The following is an 18,425-nucleotide window of genomic DNA, read 5'->3' as shown; positions in this document are numbered from 1 at the left end:
CTGTCATACCCCGCGAAGGCGGGGTATCCAGTACGCCGCGGCTTCTCGGTCGCTCTCGGACGTCTCGGAATACTGGATCGCCCGGTCCCGGCTCCGCCAAGGCTACGCCGAGGCCCACAAAGGCGCTCGGCGCGCCGAAGCTCAGCGAAGGCGGCAAGCCGGGCGATGACAGTGGGTGAGGAAAGGGCAGGGCATGATCGACCACATCTCCGTCGGCGTCAGCGATCTCGATCGCGCCGCGAAATTCTACGAGGCAACGCTCGCTGCCCTCGGCCTTTCGCGCCTCGTCACGCGGCCGCGCACGATCGGTTTCGGCAAGGCCTATCCGGAATTCTGGATCAATCTACGCGAGGCCATGCCGCGCGTGCCGCCCGAAAGCGGCGTCCATATCTGCCTGCGGGCGAAGACGACAAGCGAGGTCGATGCGTTTCACGCCGCAGCGCTGTCGGCCGGCGGCGCCTCGGACGGTGCGCCCGGCATCCGGCCGCATGATCGCGTGCGCTACTACGCGGCCTTCGTCACCGACCCCGATGGTAACCGGATCGAGGCGGTGACGTTTCCGAGCGAGTAGGACGTCAGAGCTTGCGAGCGACTTCCGGGGCGAGCTTCTTCTCGGCCTCGTCAATCTGGGCTGCAGCCGCCTTCAGCTTTGGCAAGATGTCCTCGACCCGATCGGCCTTGAGGATGTCGACCGAAAGGCCGGCGCGGATGAACTCGGTCTGCCGCATGTGCGACAGCAGCGAGAACAGCGGCTCCCAGAAATTGTCGATGTTGGCGAGCAGCACCGGCTTGGCGTGACGGCCAAGCTGTTTCCAGGTCAATTGCTCGACCAGCTCTTCCAGCGTGCCGATGCCGCCGGGCAGCGCCACGAAGGCGTCGGAGCGTTCGAACATCAGGCGCTTGCGCTCGTGCATGTCGGGGGTGACGATCATCTCCTGCACGCGCGTCAGCGCGTTCTCGCGCATCCGCAGGAATTCCGGGATGATGCCGGTGACGGTGCCGCCGTGATCGAGCACGGAGGTCGCGACCGAGCCCATCAGGCCGAGCGAGCCGCCGCCGTAGACGAGCCGAACGTTGTTCTCGGCGAGCGCCTTGCCGAACGCCTTGGCGCCTTCGGTGAAGCGGGGATTGGTTCCGGGGCCGGAGCCGCAATAGACACAGACGGTTTTGATAGTGCTCATTGGTGCCATGATGCATTGCAGCGAAGAGGCGTCAAGCCCAATCGGTGATTCGATACTCCCGGAAATCTACTGGTAAACGACGGCAAACAATCGAAGATTCGCCATCTGGCGGGGTGCGCTGACATCAGGAAGGCTCTATATGACGGGCGAAAATCGTTAATCGCAGCGGCGCCCGCATCCGGCGGGCTTTCAGGCTTTTTGATGGACCAACCTCAATCGTTCGACGGCGCCGACGTTCCCGATCCTCCTCCCGGCGGCGCACCGGAGCGGGCGACGCTGATGGGCACGCTGGCGCATCTGTGGCCCTATATCTGGCCGGGCGACCGCTTCGACCTGAAGATGCGTGTGGTGTGGTCGCTTGTGCTGCTGCTTGCCGCCAAGCTGATCACGCTGACGGTGCCGTTCAGCTTCAAATGGGCGACGGACGCGCTGACCGGCGCCAACACGGCGCCGGTGCAGGCGGACAATTGGCACCTCTGGGTGATCGCCTCGCCGCTGTTGCTGACCGTGAGCTACGGCGTGATGCGCATCTTGATGGCGCTGCTGACGCAATGGCGCGACGGCATCTTCGCGCGCGTGGCCATGCATGCGGTGCGCAAGCTCGCCACCATCACCTTCGTCCACATGCACGAGCTGTCATTGCGCTTTCACCTCGAGCGCAAGACCGGCGGCCTGACGCGCGTGCTCGAGCGCGGGCGCGAGGGCATTGAGGTCATCGTGCGCATGGTGATCCTGCAGCTGATCCCGACCATCGTCGAGGTCACGCTGCTGATGGCGGTGCTGCTCTGGCAGTTCGACTGGCGCTACGTGGTCGCCACCCTCATCACGGTCACGCTCTACATGTACTACACCTACATCGCGACCGAGTGGCGCATCGGCATCCGCCGCAGGATGAACGATTCCGACACGGAGGCGAACACTAAGGCGATCGACTCGCTGCTCAACTACGAGACCGTGAAGTATTTCGGCGCCGAGGCCCGCGAAGCGCAGCGCTACGACAAGTCGGTCGCGCGCTACGAGGAGGCGAGCGTCCACACCTACACCTCGCTCGCGGTGCTCAACACCGGCCAGGCCGTGATCTTCACGCTGGGGCTGACCGCGACGATGCTGATGTGCGCGATCGGCGTGCGCAACGGCACCAACACGGTCGGCGATTTCGTGCTGGTCAACGCCATGATGATCCAGCTCTACCAGCCGCTGAACTTCATGGGCATGGTCTATCGCGAGATCAAGCAGGCGATCATCGACATCGAGAAGATGTTCGGCGTGATCGGCCGCGAGGCCGAGATCAAGGACGCGCCCGATGCAACGCCGCTGGTCATCTCCGCCGGCACCGTGCGCTTCGAGGACGTGCGCTTTGCCTATGAGCCGGCCCGCCCGATCCTGAAGGGCATCAGCTTCGAGGTGCCGGCCGGCAAGACCGTTGCCATCGTCGGCCCGTCGGGCGCAGGCAAGTCGACCATCTCGCGCCTTCTGTTTCGCCTCTATGACGTCTCGGGCGGCAGGATCCTGATCGACGGCCAGGACATCCGCGCGGTGACCCAGGATTCACTTCGTGCCTCGATCGGCATGGTGCCTCAGGACACCGTGCTGTTCAACGACACCATCCGCTACAACATCCGCTACGGTCGCTGGGACGCCGACGACGCTGAAGTCGAAGAGGCGGCGCAGCTGGCGCAGATCGACCATTTCATCCGCATGTCGCCGATGGGCTACGAGACCCAGGTCGGCGAGCGCGGGCTCAAACTGTCCGGCGGCGAGAAGCAGCGCGTCGCGATCGCGCGCACCGTCCTGAAGGCGCCGCCGATCCTGGTGCTGGACGAGGCGACCTCGGCGCTCGATACCCATACCGAGCACGAGATCCAGGGCGCGCTCGATCGCGTGGCGAAGAACCGCACCTCGCTGGTGATCGCGCACCGGCTTTCGACCATCGTCGGGGCCGACGAGATCATCGTGCTGGACCAGGGCCGTATTGCCGAGCGGGGGACCCACGCCCAGCTGCTCGCGCATGGCGGTCTCTATGCCAGCATGTGGAACAGGCAGCGTGAGGCCGAGGCGGCACGCGAGAAACTGGCCAAGATGGCCGATACCAGCGAGGCCCCCAACCGGGAGCCGCCGCCGGTCGATGACGCCCTGACGGCGCCTGCGGCAGCGGAGTGACCTTGTCTCCGGTCCCAACTCTGGCCTAAACAGGCCCGCGCGACGACCCGTGCCATTAACCCCGAGCGGCAGATACCGATGTCCATTCTCGATTCGATCCAGCGTCAGATCCCGCCGATCCACAAGGAGGGCTATCCCTTCATCGGCGGCTTTGCGCTGGCAAGCCTCGTCCTGTTCTGGCTGTGGTCGCCTTTGGGGTGGATCGGCACGATCCTGACCGTGTGGTGCGCGCTGTTCTTCCGCGACCCCGTCCGTGTGACGCCGGTGCGCGAGGGGCTTGTGGTGTCGCCGGCTGACGGCCGCGTCTCGATGATCACCATGGCGCTGCCGCCGGCCGAGCTCGGGCTCGGCGACCGGCCGCTGCCGCGCATCTCGGTGTTCATGAGCGTGTTCAACTGCCACGTGAACCGCGCTCCCGTAGCGGGCAGGGTGGACCGCATCGCCTACCGGCCCGGCCTTTTCATCAATGCCGAGCTCGACAAGGCCAGCGAGGACAATGAGCGCAACTCGCTGGTCATCTCGACGGCGACGGCGCGGATCGGCGTGGTGCAGATCGCAGGGCTCGTCGCCAAGCGCATCGTCTGCTTCGTCAGGGAGGGCCAGGCGATCGGCGTCGGCGAGCGCTTCGGCCTGATCCGGTTCGGCTCCCGGCTCGATGTCTATCTGCCTGTGGGGACCAAAGCGCTGGTCTCGGAAGGGCAGACTGCGATCGCCGGCGAGACGATTTTGGCCGACCTTTCCGGAGACGACCCCAGCCGCGCCTACCGCGCCAATTAACCAATAAGTCGGTCTGCGGGGGGCCTTCCGCCGCAATGGCGGAGGGAGACGCGGCTTGCTATATCTCGCCTTGAGGTGAGGACCCGCGATGACGCCCTATGACTTCAAATACCCCGATACGCGCCGCCGGCGGTTCCGCCCGATTCCGGTGCGGATGCTGGTGCCCAACGTCATCACGCTGTTGGCGATCTGTGCCGGCCTGACCTCGATCCGCCTGTCGATCGAGGGGCGGATGTCGCTCGCCGTCTACGCCATCGTGTTCGCGGCCGCCCTCGACGGCATCGACGGCCGCATCGCGCGCATGATCAAGGGGCAGTCCAAGTTCGGCGCCGAACTCGACAGCCTCGCCGATTTCGTCAATTTCGGCGTCGCGCCCGGCCTGATGCTGTATTTCTGGCAGCTGCACGAGCTCGGCAATGCCGGCTGGATCGCCGCCATGGTGTTCGCGATCTCCGGCGGCCTGCGCCTGGCGCGCTTCAATGCCACCATGGACGATCCGAACAAGCCGGCCTTCGCTGCCAATTTCTTCACTGGCGTGCCGGCGCCGGCCGGCGCGATCACCGTGCTGCTGCCGATCTATGTTGCGTTCCTCGATCTCGGCCGCTGGCCCGCCGCGATGACGGCGGCCTATACGCTGCTGATCGCCTTCCTGATGGTGTCGCGCCTGCCGGTGTTCTCCGGCAAGACCAAGCGTATGCGCGTGCCGCCGGAGCTGGTGCTGCCGGCGTTCGTCGCGGTGATCGTCTTCATCGCACTGCTGATCGCCTATCCCTGGCACGTGCTATCGATTGGCACGGTGCTGTATCTTCTCGCTTTGCCGCTCGGCTACAAATCCTATCGCGACCAGGCCCGCGCGATGGAAGCCTCCGCGCCGTCGGGAGGCGAGGTCACCTCACCGCCGTCGGCGCCGACGCTGGCGAATTTGTCGGAGCCGCCCAACGACGACGACGACCGGCCCGGACGGCTGCACTGAGCGGCCACGCGCGGATATCTGCCATGAGGCCCCCCGAGTTGGGTTGAGACCTGATCTCGGCTATATCGCCCTGTGCCGGCGGCATCGCGCCAACAGCGACCGCCAATCTGGGAGAGAACGCCGTGACTGATAAAGCGACCGGGCCGCTGCCCGCTTCCGTCCTCGAAGCACTGGGCCGCTACGACACGCCGACGATCTGCAATGCCATGGAGATCGTGGCGCCCGAGCGCCGGCTGATCGGCTACACCACCAAGCAACTGGTCTGCCCGTTCCCCGACCTGCCGCCGATCGTCGGCTATGCCCGTACGGTCGCGATCCGCTCGGTGCTGAAATCCTCGCTTCCGGCCGAAGAGCAGTCCAGGCGCCGCATCGAGTATTACGAATATGTCGGCACCGGCCATGGTCCGCGCATCTCGGTGATCCAGGACATCGATGGTCCCGACGTCGGCTACGGCGCGTTCTGGGGCGAGGTGCAGAGCAACGTGCACAAGGCGCTCGGCTGCCTCGGCGTCATCACCGACGGCTCGATCCGCGACATCCCGCAATGGGCCCCTGGCTTCCAGGCGCTGGCCGGCTCGATCGGCCCGTCGCATGCCTGGGTGCATGCGGAGAGCTTTGGCGGCGAGGTTCGCGTTGCCGGCATGACCGTGAAGTCTGACGATCTGATCCACGCCGACCAGCATGGCGCCATCGTGATCCCGCTCGACATCGCAGCAAAGCTGCCGGAGGCCGCCGAACTCTGCGGCCGCCGCGAGACGCCGATCCTGGAGATCGCCCGCAGCCCCGACTTCTCGCTCGAGAAACTGAAGGCCGCGCTGAAGCGTTCGGCGGAGATTCACTGAGGGGTGATGGGGCGGCCTAAGGCCGCGACACCGGCCGCGGGCCGCCCTGTTCCGTCAGAAACAGGGCGGCCTGATCCGGCTCGCCGAACACTGCAGCGGCGCACCCGATCAGGGTGAAGCCACCTGCAAGGTCCCACAGCGTGATGTCCTCCGCATTGTCCGGAAGGTGGATCAAGCGCGCTGCGATCACCGCGAAGGCGGCCTCGGCAAAGAGCACGAGGCTGAAGGCCGGCAGAACGAGCTCGGGCTCGAGCAGGTGGAGCGCCAACACCGCAGGCAGCGCGGTGAGAAGACTGAACAGCGTCAACATTGCAAAACGGCTCCCGCGATGGAGCATGCTGCAGGGCCGTAGAATAGCAGTCATCCCTCGTTCCGCCCCCGTGGCGCAGGGCCGCAGCCGGAGGACACACGATGAAGATGAATGGCAAGACGATCCTGGTAACCGGCTCAACCGACGGCGTCGGCCGCTACGTCGCGCGCCGGCTGGCCGAAGACGGTGCAAGGGTCCTGATCCATGGCCGCGATGCGGCGCGTGCGAAGCTGTTGCGCGACGAGATCGCGAAAGCCGGCGGTGCCGCGCCGACCTTCTACCAGGCCGATCTGTCGTCGATGTCGGGTACGCGTGCGCTCGCCGAAGCGGTCATCCGCGATCATCAACGTCTCGACGTCCTCGTCAGCAATGCCGGCATCGGTTCGCAAAACGATGGGCCGCAGCGACAAGTCAGCGCCGACGGTCACGAGCTGCGCTTTGCCGTGAACTACCTCTCCGGTTTCCTGCTCGTCCATCTGTTGCTGCCGCTGCTGAAGTCCGCGGCGCCGTCGCGGATCGTCAACGTCGCCTCCCTCGGTCAGCATCCGATCGATTTCGACGACGTCATGATCACCCAGGGCTACAGCGGTTCGCGTGCCTATGCACAGAGCAAGCTCTCCCAGATCATGTTCACCATCGATCTCGCGGACGAACTGAAGGGCTCGGGCATCACCGTGAACGCGCTGCATCCGGCGACCTACATGAACACCACGATGGTGCGCGCCGGCGGCGTCACGCCGATCTCGACGGTGGAGCAGGGCGGGGCGGCGATCCTGCGCCTCGTCGAGGGCGACGATGTCGCACGCAAGAGCGGGCTGTTCTTCAACGGCATGAACGAGGCGCGTGCCAATCCGCAGGCCTACGATGCAGTTGCCCGCAAGCGCCTGCGCGAGCTGAGCCTGAAGCTGACGGGCCTGGCACGCTAGCGCGCCGCAATCATGGTTAGCAAAGTGTTGAAATTCGTGTCGGCCATCGGCAAAGCCGGCCTCATCCCGATGCGCTGCGCCGGTCTGGCGTGCCGGCTCAACTTAACCTTTACGCGGCTTTAAGGGCGGCACTCTAGGGTTTCCGATGCGGTTCGGGGTTGGGCCGCGCCAGCGGCCAGGACGGCCGTTGTTGCGTACGCGTTGGAGTATCCCATGGATATCATGACGAGCGTCGGGCTCATTGCGGGCATCATCGTCATCACGATGATGATCTTCATGGGCGGCGACCTTCACATGTTCATCTCCGAACATGCCATGATCATCATCTTCGGCGGCTCGATCTCCGCCACCATGATCCGCTTTCCGCTCTCGGCACTCCTGCACGGCCTTCCGCTCGGCGCCAAGTTCGCCTTCACCATGAGCCGCCTGTCGGCGCACGACCTCGTCGACGAGCTCGCCCGCATCGCCGAGATCGCCCGCAAGCAGGGCCCGGTGGGTCTGGAAAAGGTCGAGACCGACGAGCCCTTCCTCGCCAAGGGCATCCGCTACGTCGCCGACGGCTACGACCTCGACTTCATCCGCGACAATCTCGAGCGCGACCGCGACAACTTCCTCATGCACCTCGACGAGGGTAGCAAGATCTATCGCGCCATCGGCGATTGCGCTCCGGCCTTCGGCATGATCGGCACCCTGATCGGCATGGTGCAGATGTTCGCCAACATGACCGACCCTTCCAAGCTCGGCCCGTTCATGGCGACCGCGCTGCTCGCCACGCTCTACGGCGCGCTGGTCGCGAACCTGTTCTGTCTGCCGATCGCCGACAAGCTGCACGGCAAGCTGCTGGACGAGGAGACCAACCGCACGCTGATCATCGACGGCATCCTGATGATCCGCGACTCCAAGAGCCCGACCCTGGTGCGCGAAATGCTGCTGGCCTACCTGCCGGAGAAGCATCGCCACGCCGAGGGCGAGCCGGTGCCGGCGTAAGCACGCCCGCCGGGATTTGAGACATGGCCAAGAAGAAACGCGGCGATGCCCATGGAGGCGGTCACGGCTGGTTCGTAACCTTCGCCGACCTCATGGGCCTGATGATGAGCTTCTTCGTGATGCTCGTGGCGTTCTCGACGCAGGACGCCAACAAGCTGAAGATCGTCGCTGGCTCCATGCGCGACGCCTTCGGCGTGCAAAGCGAAGCGCGTTATGCCGGCATCGTCGAGTCCGACGGTTTGCCGACCCGCCCGCGGCTGAAGAACGTCGACCATATCCAGCCCGAGGATGCCTCCAACACGCCGACGCCGGACCAGGAGGATCGCGACCGCACGTCGGGCGCGAAGATCAAGGTCGACCGCAATTTCGCGCTCGCCGCAGCCTCGCTGCGCCAGGCGTTGCAGGACATGCCGGAGCTGACCGAGATGTCCAAGCACATCATGTTCGAGGAGACCAAGCAGGGTCTCAATCTGGAGATTGTCGACCAGGACGGCCGCTCGATGTTCGCCGACGGCTCCAAGGTGCCCTATGACCGCACCCGCCGCCTGGTCGAGAAGCTCGCGATCCCGCTCAAGGCCACGCCGCTGCGCGTCTCCATCGCCGGCCACACCGCGGCCGGCTTCGTGCCGACCCGCAGCGACTACGGCGCCTTCGATCTGTCGGCCGACCGTGCCAATGCCGTGCGCCAGATCCTCGAACGCGAGGGCCTGCCGCCGTCGCACATCTTCGCCGTCTCCGGCAAGGCGGACACCCAGCCGCTGTTTCCGGACGATCCTTCGCTCGCGGCCAACCGGCGGGTGACCATCACCCTGATGCGCGAAGATCCGCCGCTGCCGCCGAATCTCAAGCCCTAACCCTCTTGCGCTACCATCTTACCTGAGGCATGTCGTCGCGCTGGCGATGAGCGTGGCTGCGACGTCACAGCATCCAGCTCGGCGCCTGCTATGGTGGTGCGCCGATTGACAGGCGCGCAGGAAGCGTCAAAAGGCGCCGGATCAATTCCAGGGAAGAAGCGTTTTCCACCCTCATGACGGCGAGCATCACACAGGCCGAGACCCAGGACGGGCCGGTCACCTCGGGCTTTTGGTCCCTTACGCTCGGGAGCATCGGCGTCGTCTTCGGCGATATCGGCACTTCGCCGCTCTATGCATTCCACGAGGCTGTCAGGGGCGCCGCCCATGGCGAGCCGGTCTCGCGGGTCATGGTTCTCGGCGTGCTATCGCTGATCCTGTGGGCGCTGCTGATCGTCGTCACCGCCAAATACGTCCTGCTGCTGCTGCGCGCCGACAACAACGGCGAGGGCGGCACGCTTTCGCTGATGGCGCTCGGGCAGCGCGCGCTCGGGCGGCGGAGCTGGTTCCTGCTCGCCCTCGGCGTGGTCGGCGCTTCCATGTTCATCGGCGATTCCATGATCACGCCGGCGATCTCAGTGCTATCGGCGGTCGAAGGCCTGAAGCTCGCAACCCCCGCGTTCGAGCATTACGTCGTGCCGCTGACCGTCTTCATCCTGGCGCTGCTGTTCGCGGTCCAGAGCAAGGGGACGGCGTTGGTGGCCTCGGCCTTCGGGCCGGTGATGGTGGTCTGGTTCACCGTCATCGCCGTGATGGGAGCCGTCCACATCGCCGACGACCCGTCCGTGCTGGCGGCGATCAATCCCTATTACGCCGTACAGTTCGTGCTGTCGCACGGCACGATTGGCCTTGTCACCCTCGGCGCCGTGTTCCTGGCGGTGACCGGGGGCGAGGCGCTCTATGCCGATCTCGGCCATTTCGGGCGCAAGCCGATCCAGTCGGCCTGGATGTTCTTCGTGCTGCCCGCGCTCTTGATCAACTATTTCGGGCAGGGCGCGCTGGTGCTGTCCGATCCCAGCGCGATCGAGCACTCGTTCTATCGCATGGTGCCCGAGAGCCTGGTGCTGCCGCTGGTCGGGCTTGCGACCGCTGCGACCGTGATCGCCAGCCAGGCGGTGATCACCGGCGCCTATTCGCTGGTCTATCAGGCGGTGCAGCTAGGCCTCTTGCCGCGCTTCGAGGTCCGCTACACCTCCGAGACTCACGCCGGGCAGATCTACCTGCCGCGGGTGAATCGGCTGCTGCTGATCGGCGTGATGCTGCTGGTGCTATTGTTCCACACCCCCAGCAATCTGGCCTCGGCCTACGGCATTGCGGTCTCCACCACTATGGTCGCCGACGGCATCATGGGCTTCATCGTGATCTGGAAATTGTGGAACTGGCGCGCTGCCACGGCTGCGGCCGTGATCATGCCCTTCGTCATCGTCGATCTGAGCTTCTTCAGCGCCAATCTCTTGAAGCTGCTTGAGGGCGCCTGGGTGCCGCTGCTGTTCGGCGTGGCCATGGCGGGAACGATCTGGACCTGGCGGAAGGGCTCCGGAATCCTGATCCAGAAGACGCGCCGGATCGAGGTGCCGCTGGACGATCTGATCCGCAGCCTGGAGAAGCGGCCCCCGCACATCGTCAAGGGCACCGCGGTGTTCCTGACCAGCGATCCCTCCTTTGTGCCGACCGCGCTGCTGCACAATCTCAAGCACAACAAGGTGCTGCACGAGCACAACGTGATCCTGACCATCGAGACCGCGCATACGCCCCGGGTCGACCTGGCGGAGCGTTTCCGGATGGAGAAGATCAGCGAGAAGTTCTCGAAAGTCCGCCTGCGCTTCGGCTACATGGAGCAGCCGAACGTGCCCAAGGCACTTGCGATCGCGCGCAAGCAGGGCTGGCAGTTCGACATCATGTCGACGTCGTTCTTCGTGTCCCGGAGGTCGCTGAAGGCTTCGGCGCAGTCGGGCATGCCGCTGTGGCAGGACCATTTGTTCATTGCGCTCAGCCGGTCCGCCAACGACGCCACGGATTACTTCCAGATCCCCACGGGACGGGTGGTTGAAGTCGGAACCCAAGTCACCATCTAGAACGCAACTGCCTTAGCCATGCGAATTTGCATGGCTAAGCCCCGAAATCGGGCTGGGCTATGCCGGCAGCGCAGGACTATAAGCCGCGCGCTCTTCCGCCATTGTGCAGTGAAGCATTTTAGAGGCCACTGGGCTCTCCCATGACAAGCGATGTAGTGATTTCCGCCCCGGAAACGGCGGCGGCCAATGGGCATGGCGAGGCCCATACCACCGCCCGTTTCGGTGCGCTGACCCTCGGCAGCATCGGCGTCGTCTACGGCGATATCGGCACCAGCCCGCTCTACGCGTTCCGCGAGGCGGTGATGGCGGCATCGGGTGCGGACGGGCTTCCGACGCCGGCGGCGGTGCTCGGCGTAGTCTCGCTGATCCTGTGGGCACTGATCGTCGTGGTGACGCTCAAATATGTCGTGATCCTGCTCCGGGCCGACAACAACGGCGAGGGCGGCACGCTGGCGCTGATGGCGCTGGCCCAGCGCGCGGTCGGCACCGGCGGGGCGACCGTCGTCCTGCTCGGCATCATTTCCGGCGCGCTGTTCTACGGCGATGCCGTGATCACGCCTGCGCTGTCGGTGTTGTCGGCGATCGAGGGCATGAAAGACGTCACGCTGCGGTTCGAGCCCTATATCGTGCCGCTGACCGTGGTGATCCTGGTCTGCCTGTTCGCGGTGCAGTCGCGCGGAACCGCCCGCGTCGCCGCCTTCTTCGGCCCGATCATGTGCGTCTGGTTTGCGGTCCTCGCGGCGGCGGCGATCCATCCGATCATCCAGCAGCCACAAGTCCTCTACGCGCTAAACCCGCTCTATGCGGTCTCTTTCATGTTCCACCACGGCATCATCGGCTTCGTCACGCTGGGCGCGGTGTTCCTCGCGGTCACCGGAGCCGAGGCGCTCTATGCCGATCTCGGCCATTTCGGCAAGCGGCCGATCCAGACCGCCTGGCTGTCCATCGTGCTGCCGTCGCTGGCGCTGAACTATCTCGGGCAGGGGGCCCTTGTCCTCAGCGATCCCGGCGCCATCGTCAGCCCGTTCTTCCAGCTCTTCCCGCAAGGCTTCTTCCGCGGCTGCATGGTCGTGCTCGCCACCATGGCGACCGTCATCGCCAGCCAGGCGGTCATTACCGGCGCCTATTCGCTGACGCGCCAGGCGATCCAGCTCGGCCTGCTGCCCCGCTTCGAAATTCGTCATACGTCGGAAGCCCATTCCGGCCAGATATTCATCCCGCGCATCAACCAGCTGCTGCTCGTCGCGGTGGTGCTGCTGGTGCTCCTGTTCCGCTCGTCCAGCGCGCTCGCCTCGGCCTATGGCATCTCCGTCACCGGGACCATGGTGGTCACGGCGATGATGGGCTTCGTCGTGATCTGGAAGGTCTGGCGCTGGTCGCCGCTCGCGGCCGGAGCGCTGATTGCGCCGTTCCTGTTCCTCGACCTCACGTTCCTGGCCGCCAACCTGCTCAAGGTGTTCGAGGGTGGCTGGGTGCCGCTGGCCCTCGGCGCGGTCATGATCATCCTGATGTACACGTGGCGGCGCGGCAGCCGGCTGCTGTTCGAGAAGTCGCGCAAGCTCGAGTTCCCGCTCGCCGATCTCGTGGCGATGCTGGAGAAGCGGCCGCCGCAGCGGGTGCCCGGCACCGCCGTGTTCCTGACCTCGGACCCGCTCAGCGCGCCGACCGCGCTGATGCATAGTCTGAAGCACTACAAAGTGCTCCACGAGAAGAATGTCATTCTCACCATCGAGACGGCACAGACCCCACGGATCGATCCAGCCGAGCGCGTCAAGCTGGAGCAGATAAGCCCGACCTTCTCCAAGGTGACGCTGAAGTTCGGCTTCATGGAATCGCCCAACGTGCCGAAGGCGCTGGCGATCGCCCGCAAGCTCGGCTGGCAGTTCGACATCATGTCGACCTCGTTCTTCCTGTCGCGGAGGGCGCTGAAGCCCGCCGTCCATTCCGGCATGCCGCGCTGGCAGGACCGGCTGTTCATCTCGCTCAGCCGCTCGGCCAACGACGCCACCGACTATTTCCAGATCCCCTCCGGCCGCGTGGTCGAGGTCGGAACGCAGGTGACGATCTAGTTCCGTAACCTCCGCTGTCATCGCCCGCGAAGGCGGGCGATCCAGTATTCCAGCGACAGTGCGAGGATACGGAGAGGCCGCGGCGTACTGGATTCCCCGCTTTCGCGGGGAATGACACCGAATGCGCGGTGAGGGCCGGGGCAGGTTTTTCAGGCACCCCGAAACCCCCACTTCAAGTCGCTGCGATTTAGCTTTAACTTGCGCCGCGCGGCTCAAGCCTTTGTAGCGCTTGATTTTCGTGAGCCGAGAGGCGAGGTTGCCGCCGGCCGGGATAGGTCCGGCTGGCACGCGCGACGTTGGAGGATGATGTGGCAAATCAGGTGCAGGATCTGACCCCGGACGAGGTCTCCAAGGGTGTCGCGGAGGGCCGCTATCTCCTCGTCGACGTGCGCGAGCCGAACGAGGTCGAAGCCGAGGCCTACCCCTACGGCGTCGTGGTGCCGCTCTCGACCTTCGATCCCAAGGCGATCCCCGATCCCCAAGGCAAGGACGTCGTGTTCGCCTGCCGTTCCGGAAAACGCTCGGTAACGGCCTCGCTCGCGGCTCAGGCGGCGGGCCTGCCTTACGACAAGCATCTGGTCGGCGGAATGCTTGGCTGGAAGGCGGCGGGGCTTCCCAGCAAGGTCGGTGGCTGACCTCGCGATGACGTCCAAGAGCTCCTCGCTGAACAAGGTCTTCGCCGACCTTCCCGTCACCATCTTCGAGGCGATGTCGCAGGCCGCGCGCGACAATGCCGCCATCAATCTCGGCCAGGGCTTTCCCGACGATCCGGGTCCGCAGGACATCCGCCGCGCCGCGGCCGAGGCCTCGCTGAACGGCTACAACCAATACCCCTCGATGATGGGCCTGCCGGAGCTTCGCCAGGCGATCGCGACCCATTACGGCCATTGGCACGGGCTCAAGCTCGATCCGATGAGCGAGGTGATGGTGACCTCCGGCGGTACCGAGGCGCTGACCTCGGCCATCCTCGCGGTGGTCCAGCCCGGCGACGAGGTGGTCTGCTTCCAGCCGGTCTATGATTCCTATCTGCCGATCATCCGCCAGGCCGGCGGAATTCCGCGCCTCGTGCGGCTGGAGCCGCCGCACTGGCGGCTGAATGAGGACATGCTGAAAAGCGTCTTCAATTCAAAGACCAAGGCGGTGCTGTTCAACAACCCCTTGAATCCTAGCGCGGTGGTTTTCCCGCGCGAGGATCTCGAACTCTTGGCGCGCTACTGCCAGGAGTTCGACGTCATCGCGATCTGCGACGAGGTCTGGGAGCACGTCACCTTCGACGAGCACAAGCACATCCCGCTGATCACCATTCCCGGCATGCGCGAGCGCACCATCAAGGTCGGCTCGGCCGGCAAGATCTTCTCGCTGACGGGCTGGAAGATCGGCTTCGTCTGCGCCGCGCCGCCGCTGCTGCGTGTCGCCGCCAAGGTGCATCAGTTCCTGACCTTCACCACCGCGCCGAACCTGCAGGCCGCCGTCGCCTACGGCCTTGGCAAGCCCGACGAGTATTTCCTGTCGATGCGCAAGGACCTGATGCGGAGCAGGGACCGCCTGACCAAGGGGCTGGAGAGCCTCGGCTTCCCCGTGTTGAAGTCGCAAGGGACCTACTTCCTCACCGTCGACCTGTCGCCGCTCGGTCTGAACGAAAGCGACACCGAGTTCTGCTGGCGGATCGTGAAGGACTACAAGGTCGCGGCGATCCCGGTGTCGGCCTTCTACGAGCAGGACCCCGTGACCTCAGTGGTGCGCTTCTGCTTTGCCAAGAAGGACGAGACCCTCGACACCGCCCTGGAACGGCTGTCGGACGCGGTGCGCGGTCGCAAGAGGTAGAGATGACGAACGTCGGCCGCTGCGGATTTGGCCTTGGCCTCGCGATCGCCGCCGCGCTGAATTTGCTTTCCGCCCCTGTCAGGGCCGAGGAGCGGGTCGTCAATTTCTACAACTGGTCCAACTATATGGCGCCAGATGTCCTCGAGGCCTTCACCAAGGAGACCGGCATCAAGGTGGTCTACGACACCTTCGATGCGAACGAGACGCTGGAGACGCGCCTGATGGCCGGCAAGTCCGGCTACGACGTCGTGGTGCCCACGGCCTATTTCCTGCAGCGCCAGATCAAGGCCAACATTTTCCAGAAGCTCGACAAGTCGAAGCTGCCGAATCTGGAAAATGCCTGGCCGATGGTGACCAAGAACCTTGCGACCTACGATCCCGGCAACAATTACGCCGCCAACTATATGTGGGGCACGACGGGCATCGGCTACAACGTCGCCAAGGTGAAGCAGATCCTGGGGCCCGACGCGAAGATCGACAGCTGGGACATCGTCTTCAAGCCGGAGAACCTCGCCAAATTTAGAGATTGCGGCGTCCACATGCTCGACTCCGCCGACGACATCTTTCCGGCGGCGCTGAATTATCTCGGGCTCGATCCGAACTCGACCAAGCAGGCTGACCTCGAGAAGGCCGCCGATGTCGTCGCAAAAGTCCGCCCCTCCGTGCGCAAATTCCACTCCTCCGAATATCTCAGCGCGCTCGCGACCGGCGAGATCTGCTTCGTGGTCGGCTGGTCCGGCGACATCATGCAGGCCCGCGCCCGCGCGGCGGAAGCCAAGAATGGCATCGAGATCGGCTACGCCATCCCGAAGGAGGGCGCGCAGATGTTCTTCGACAATCTCGCGATCCCTGCGGATGCCAAGAACGTTAGGGAAGCCTACGAGCTGATCAACTATCTCAATCGGCCCGATGTCGCCGCCAAGAACTCGGACTTCCTGTCCTACGCGAGCGGCAACCTCGCCAGCCAGAAGCTGGTCGATCCAAAAATCCTTGGTGACAAGCACATCTATCCGGACGAGGCGACGCTCGCAAAGCTGTTCGTCATCACGGCGCGCGAGCCGGCGACCCAGCGCGTCATCAACCGGCTCTGGACCAAGGTGAAGACCGGGCGGTGAGGGGCATTCGTCGCTCCGCTCTTCGCAATGACGGCGTAACTACCGCCACCTGCGATGCAGCCAGAGCCACTGCTCGGGATGCTCGCGCACCCAGCCTTCCACCACGCTCGTGATCGCCTGCGTCGTGCCTTGGATGTCGATCTTGCCCTCGGCATCGCGGATCGGCTTGATCTCCTCGGTGAGCTCGCCGCGAAAGCGGTTGCCGGGCAGGCGGATGATGCGCACACCGTGGATCGGGCATTCGACCTGGCGCAGCAGGCGGGCCAGCATCGGGTTGGCGCGGGTCTTGCGGCCGAAGAAGGTGACCTCGACGCCGCCGGTCAGGTACTGGTCGATCAGCATCGCGACATGCTTGCCGTCCTTCAGCGCCTGCGCGAGCCGCAGCGGGGCGTCGCGACCCGCCGGGATCAGCGTGCCCATGTTGACCTGGCGCATCTCCTGGATGATGCGGTCCGCGGAGGCGATGTTCGGCCGGCGATAGAGGATCGCGGTATCCAGCCCGTGCGCGACGGCAGCGAGCGCCGGCAGTTCCCAGTTAGCGAGATGCGCGGCGAAGATCAGCGCCGGCTTGCCGTCGTCGCGGATTTGGTCGAACAGCTCGATGCTGCGCGGCGACAATTCAATCCGGCTTTTTTCCGGATGGTCGCGATCGTAATCCCAGACATGGTCGATATGGGCGAATTCAGCGCCGACGCGGCCGAGATTGTCCCAGACGCCCATCAGGATCTGTTCGATCGCTTCGGGCGACTTCTCCGGAAACGCTGCGGTGAGGTTGGCGCGACCGATGCGGTGCTCGCGCAGGCGCGGGCCGATCAGCTTCACGACGCGCGCGAAAAAGTCCGAGGTCTTGGCTGGATCGAAATAGCGCGTGGTGCGCAGCATGCCCACGGTGGCGGCGCCGATCAGGCTGCCGCCGATCGATTTTGCAGCCTCCCGCGCGCGGGCCTTCGTCCTCGCAGTCAGCAGCGCCATGCGTCCGGTCAGGCCGGTTCGCGGGTCAGGATCAGCGAGGCGTTCTGGCCGCCGAAGCCGAACGAGTTCGACATCACCGCGGTGACGCGGGCGTCGCGCGCTTTGTTGCCGACGACGTTGAACAGGATCGTCGGATCCGGGGTCTCGTAATTGATCGTCGGCGGGATGCGCTGATGCTCGAGCGTGAGCAGCGAGAAGATCGCTTCCACGGCGCCGGCCGCTGAGATGGTGTGGCCGACCATCGACTTGTTGGAGGTGACCGGAATCTTCTGCGCGAGCTCGCCGAACACGGCCGATGTCGTGTTGAACTCCATCTTGTCGTTCTCGGGCGTCGCGGTGCCATGCGCGTTGATGTGGTCGATCTGGTCCGGCGTCATGCCGGCATCGGCCAGCGTCTTGTTCATGCAGCCGATGATCGGCTTGCCGTCGGGCGAAGAGCGGGTGCGATGGAAGGAATCGGTGAGCTCGCCGCAGCCGGCGATCACGCCGAGGATCTTTGCGCCGCGCGCGGTGGCGGCCTCGTAGCTTTCCAGCACGAGCGCGCCGGCGCCTTCGGCCATGACGAAGCCGTCGCGGTTCTTGGAGAAGGGGCGGGAGGCCGCCTGCGGCGGATCGTTCTGGGTCGACAGCGCCGAGAGCAGCGAGAAGCGCACGAGGGCCTCGGGGTTCACGGTGCCGTCGGTCGCGACGCACAGCGCAGCATCGGTCTCGCCGCGGCGGATCGCCTCGACGCCGAGCTGGATCGAGGTGGCTCCGGACGCGCAGGCCGTCGACAGCGAGATCGGCGAGCCCTTGGTGCCGAAGGTCTCGGCGAGATGCGCGGCCACCGAGCCGAACATGAAGCGGTGATGATAGGCGCTGTACTTGCCGCCGCCGGAGATGCGCAAGAGATCGTCATAGTTGAAGTCGAGCGCGCCGACGGCGCGGCCGAGCTCGCGGCGCTGCGGCCATTCGACTTCGACCGGCGCAACCGCGAGGAAGAGGGGACCCGGGAAATCGGCCTTGGCGCCGATGCCGGCCTGCTCGAGCGCTTCCTCCGTCACGAGCTCAGCCATCCGCTCGGACAGGGCGGTGGAGGAGAACGGATCGACGCTGACGAAATCGACGGTGCCGGCCATCGTGGTCTTCAGGCCGTCGACCGGAAAGCGCGTGATGGTGCGGATGCCGGATTCGCCGGCGACGAGCTTGGCCCAATTGTCGGCCTTGCCGGCACCGAGCGAGGTCATGATGCCCATGCCGGTGACGACGACGACGGGGCGCCCGAGTTTGTCGCGTGGTGCAGTCATGTCGATCCCCCGATAGACCTAGAGCATGATCCGGAAAAGTGTGACGCGGTTTTCCGGAAAGATCATGCTCCAAACAT

The 18,425-nt window shown here is 65.1% G+C and carries 17 protein-coding genes; 13 read left to right on the top strand and 4 right to left on the bottom strand.

Features of this window, described 5'->3' with window-relative positions; all coding sequences use genetic code 11:
- Positions 1 to 193 precede the first annotated feature (193 nt).
- Positions 194 to 571 carry a VOC family protein gene (locus RAD10_RS16830; RefSeq protein WP_461618396.1) on the top strand — a complete coding sequence of 126 codons (378 nt, stop codon included), beginning with the start codon at positions 194 to 196 and terminating at the stop codon, positions 569 to 571.
- Positions 572 to 575: 4 nt separating this feature from the next.
- Here RAD10_RS16830 and RAD10_RS16825 read toward each other — a convergent pair whose 3' ends face one another.
- Positions 576 to 1,181, bottom strand: a complete 606-nt coding sequence (locus RAD10_RS16825) for an LOG family protein (RefSeq protein ID WP_461618395.1) — start codon at positions 1,179 to 1,181, stop codon at positions 576 to 578.
- 201 nt (positions 1,182 to 1,382) lie between these two features.
- On the opposite strand from RAD10_RS16825, the gene RAD10_RS16820 reads away from it, so the two are divergent.
- From RAD10_RS16820 to RAD10_RS16805, 4 genes are all read left to right on the top strand, one after another.
- Positions 1,383 to 3,341 (top strand): ABCB family ABC transporter ATP-binding protein/permease, encoded by a 1,959-nt coding sequence (locus tag RAD10_RS16820; RefSeq protein ID WP_461618394.1) that lies wholly within the window; start codon positions 1,383 to 1,385, stop codon positions 3,339 to 3,341.
- Positions 3,342 to 3,395: 54 nt separating this feature from the next.
- Complete coding sequence (locus RAD10_RS16815; protein ID WP_461618574.1) at positions 3,396 to 4,118, top strand: phosphatidylserine decarboxylase; 723 nt, start codon at positions 3,396 to 3,398, stop codon at positions 4,116 to 4,118.
- A gap of 88 nt (positions 4,119 to 4,206) precedes the next feature.
- Positions 4,207 to 5,091 carry a CDP-alcohol phosphatidyltransferase family protein gene (locus RAD10_RS16810; RefSeq protein ID WP_091954062.1) on the top strand — a complete coding sequence of 295 codons (885 nt, stop codon included), beginning with the start codon at positions 4,207 to 4,209 and terminating at the stop codon, positions 5,089 to 5,091.
- Positions 5,092 to 5,213: 122 nt separating this feature from the next.
- On the top strand, positions 5,214 to 5,933 hold the full coding sequence (locus RAD10_RS16805) for an RraA family protein (RefSeq protein ID WP_028145264.1): 720 nt from the start codon (positions 5,214 to 5,216) through the stop codon (positions 5,931 to 5,933).
- 16 nt (positions 5,934 to 5,949) lie between these two features.
- Here the strand turns inward: RAD10_RS16805 and RAD10_RS16800 are convergent, their stop codons facing one another.
- Positions 5,950 to 6,243, bottom strand: a complete 294-nt coding sequence (locus RAD10_RS16800) for a hypothetical protein (RefSeq protein ID WP_461618393.1) — start codon at positions 6,241 to 6,243, stop codon at positions 5,950 to 5,952.
- 101 nt (positions 6,244 to 6,344) lie between these two features.
- Here RAD10_RS16800 and RAD10_RS16795 point away from each other — a divergent pair, with 101 nt between their 5' ends.
- From RAD10_RS16795 to RAD10_RS16760, 8 genes are all read left to right on the top strand, one after another.
- Complete coding sequence (locus RAD10_RS16795; protein WP_461618392.1) at positions 6,345 to 7,169, top strand: SDR family NAD(P)-dependent oxidoreductase; 825 nt, start codon at positions 6,345 to 6,347, stop codon at positions 7,167 to 7,169.
- A 213-nt stretch (positions 7,170 to 7,382) separates the two neighbouring features.
- A complete protein-coding gene (locus RAD10_RS16790) occupies positions 7,383 to 8,156 on the top strand; it encodes a motility protein A (RefSeq protein WP_018320941.1) in 774 nt (257 codons plus the stop codon).
- Positions 8,157 to 8,179: 23 nt separating this feature from the next.
- Complete coding sequence (locus tag RAD10_RS16785) at positions 8,180 to 9,010, top strand: OmpA/MotB family protein (protein WP_018320942.1); 831 nt, start codon at positions 8,180 to 8,182, stop codon at positions 9,008 to 9,010.
- 173 nt (positions 9,011 to 9,183) lie between these two features.
- Positions 9,184 to 11,082 carry a potassium transporter Kup gene (locus RAD10_RS16780; protein WP_461618391.1) on the top strand — a complete coding sequence of 633 codons (1,899 nt, stop codon included), beginning with the start codon at positions 9,184 to 9,186 and terminating at the stop codon, positions 11,080 to 11,082.
- 140 nt (positions 11,083 to 11,222) lie between these two features.
- Complete coding sequence (locus tag RAD10_RS16775) at positions 11,223 to 13,151, top strand: potassium transporter Kup (protein WP_461618390.1); 1,929 nt, start codon at positions 11,223 to 11,225, stop codon at positions 13,149 to 13,151.
- A gap of 308 nt (positions 13,152 to 13,459) precedes the next feature.
- Positions 13,460 to 13,786 (top strand): rhodanese-like domain-containing protein, encoded by a 327-nt coding sequence (locus RAD10_RS16770; protein WP_461618389.1) that lies wholly within the window; start codon positions 13,460 to 13,462, stop codon positions 13,784 to 13,786.
- 7 nt (positions 13,787 to 13,793) lie between these two features.
- Positions 13,794 to 14,975: an aminotransferase gene (locus tag RAD10_RS16765; RefSeq protein ID WP_461618388.1), complete on the top strand. Its 1,182-nt coding sequence runs from the start codon at positions 13,794 to 13,796 to the stop codon at positions 14,973 to 14,975.
- 2 nt (positions 14,976 to 14,977) lie between these two features.
- On the top strand, positions 14,978 to 16,090 hold the full coding sequence (locus tag RAD10_RS16760) for a polyamine ABC transporter substrate-binding protein (protein ID WP_461618387.1): 1,113 nt from the start codon (positions 14,978 to 14,980) through the stop codon (positions 16,088 to 16,090).
- A gap of 39 nt (positions 16,091 to 16,129) precedes the next feature.
- Here the strand turns inward: RAD10_RS16760 and RAD10_RS16755 are convergent, their stop codons facing one another.
- Positions 16,130 to 17,062: a lipid A biosynthesis lauroyl acyltransferase gene (locus tag RAD10_RS16755; protein ID WP_461618386.1), complete on the bottom strand. Its 933-nt coding sequence runs from the start codon at positions 17,060 to 17,062 to the stop codon at positions 16,130 to 16,132.
- 8 nt (positions 17,063 to 17,070) lie between these two features.
- Positions 17,071 to 18,348, bottom strand: coding sequence for a beta-ketoacyl-ACP synthase (locus RAD10_RS16750; RefSeq protein WP_091954090.1), 1,278 nt, complete (start codon positions 18,346 to 18,348; stop codon positions 17,071 to 17,073).
- Between the last annotated feature and the right edge of the window lie 77 nt (positions 18,349 to 18,425).

The organism is Bradyrhizobium sp. 23AC (genome assembly GCF_054863025.1).
This window is presented reverse-complemented; position numbering and strand designations above follow the sequence as displayed.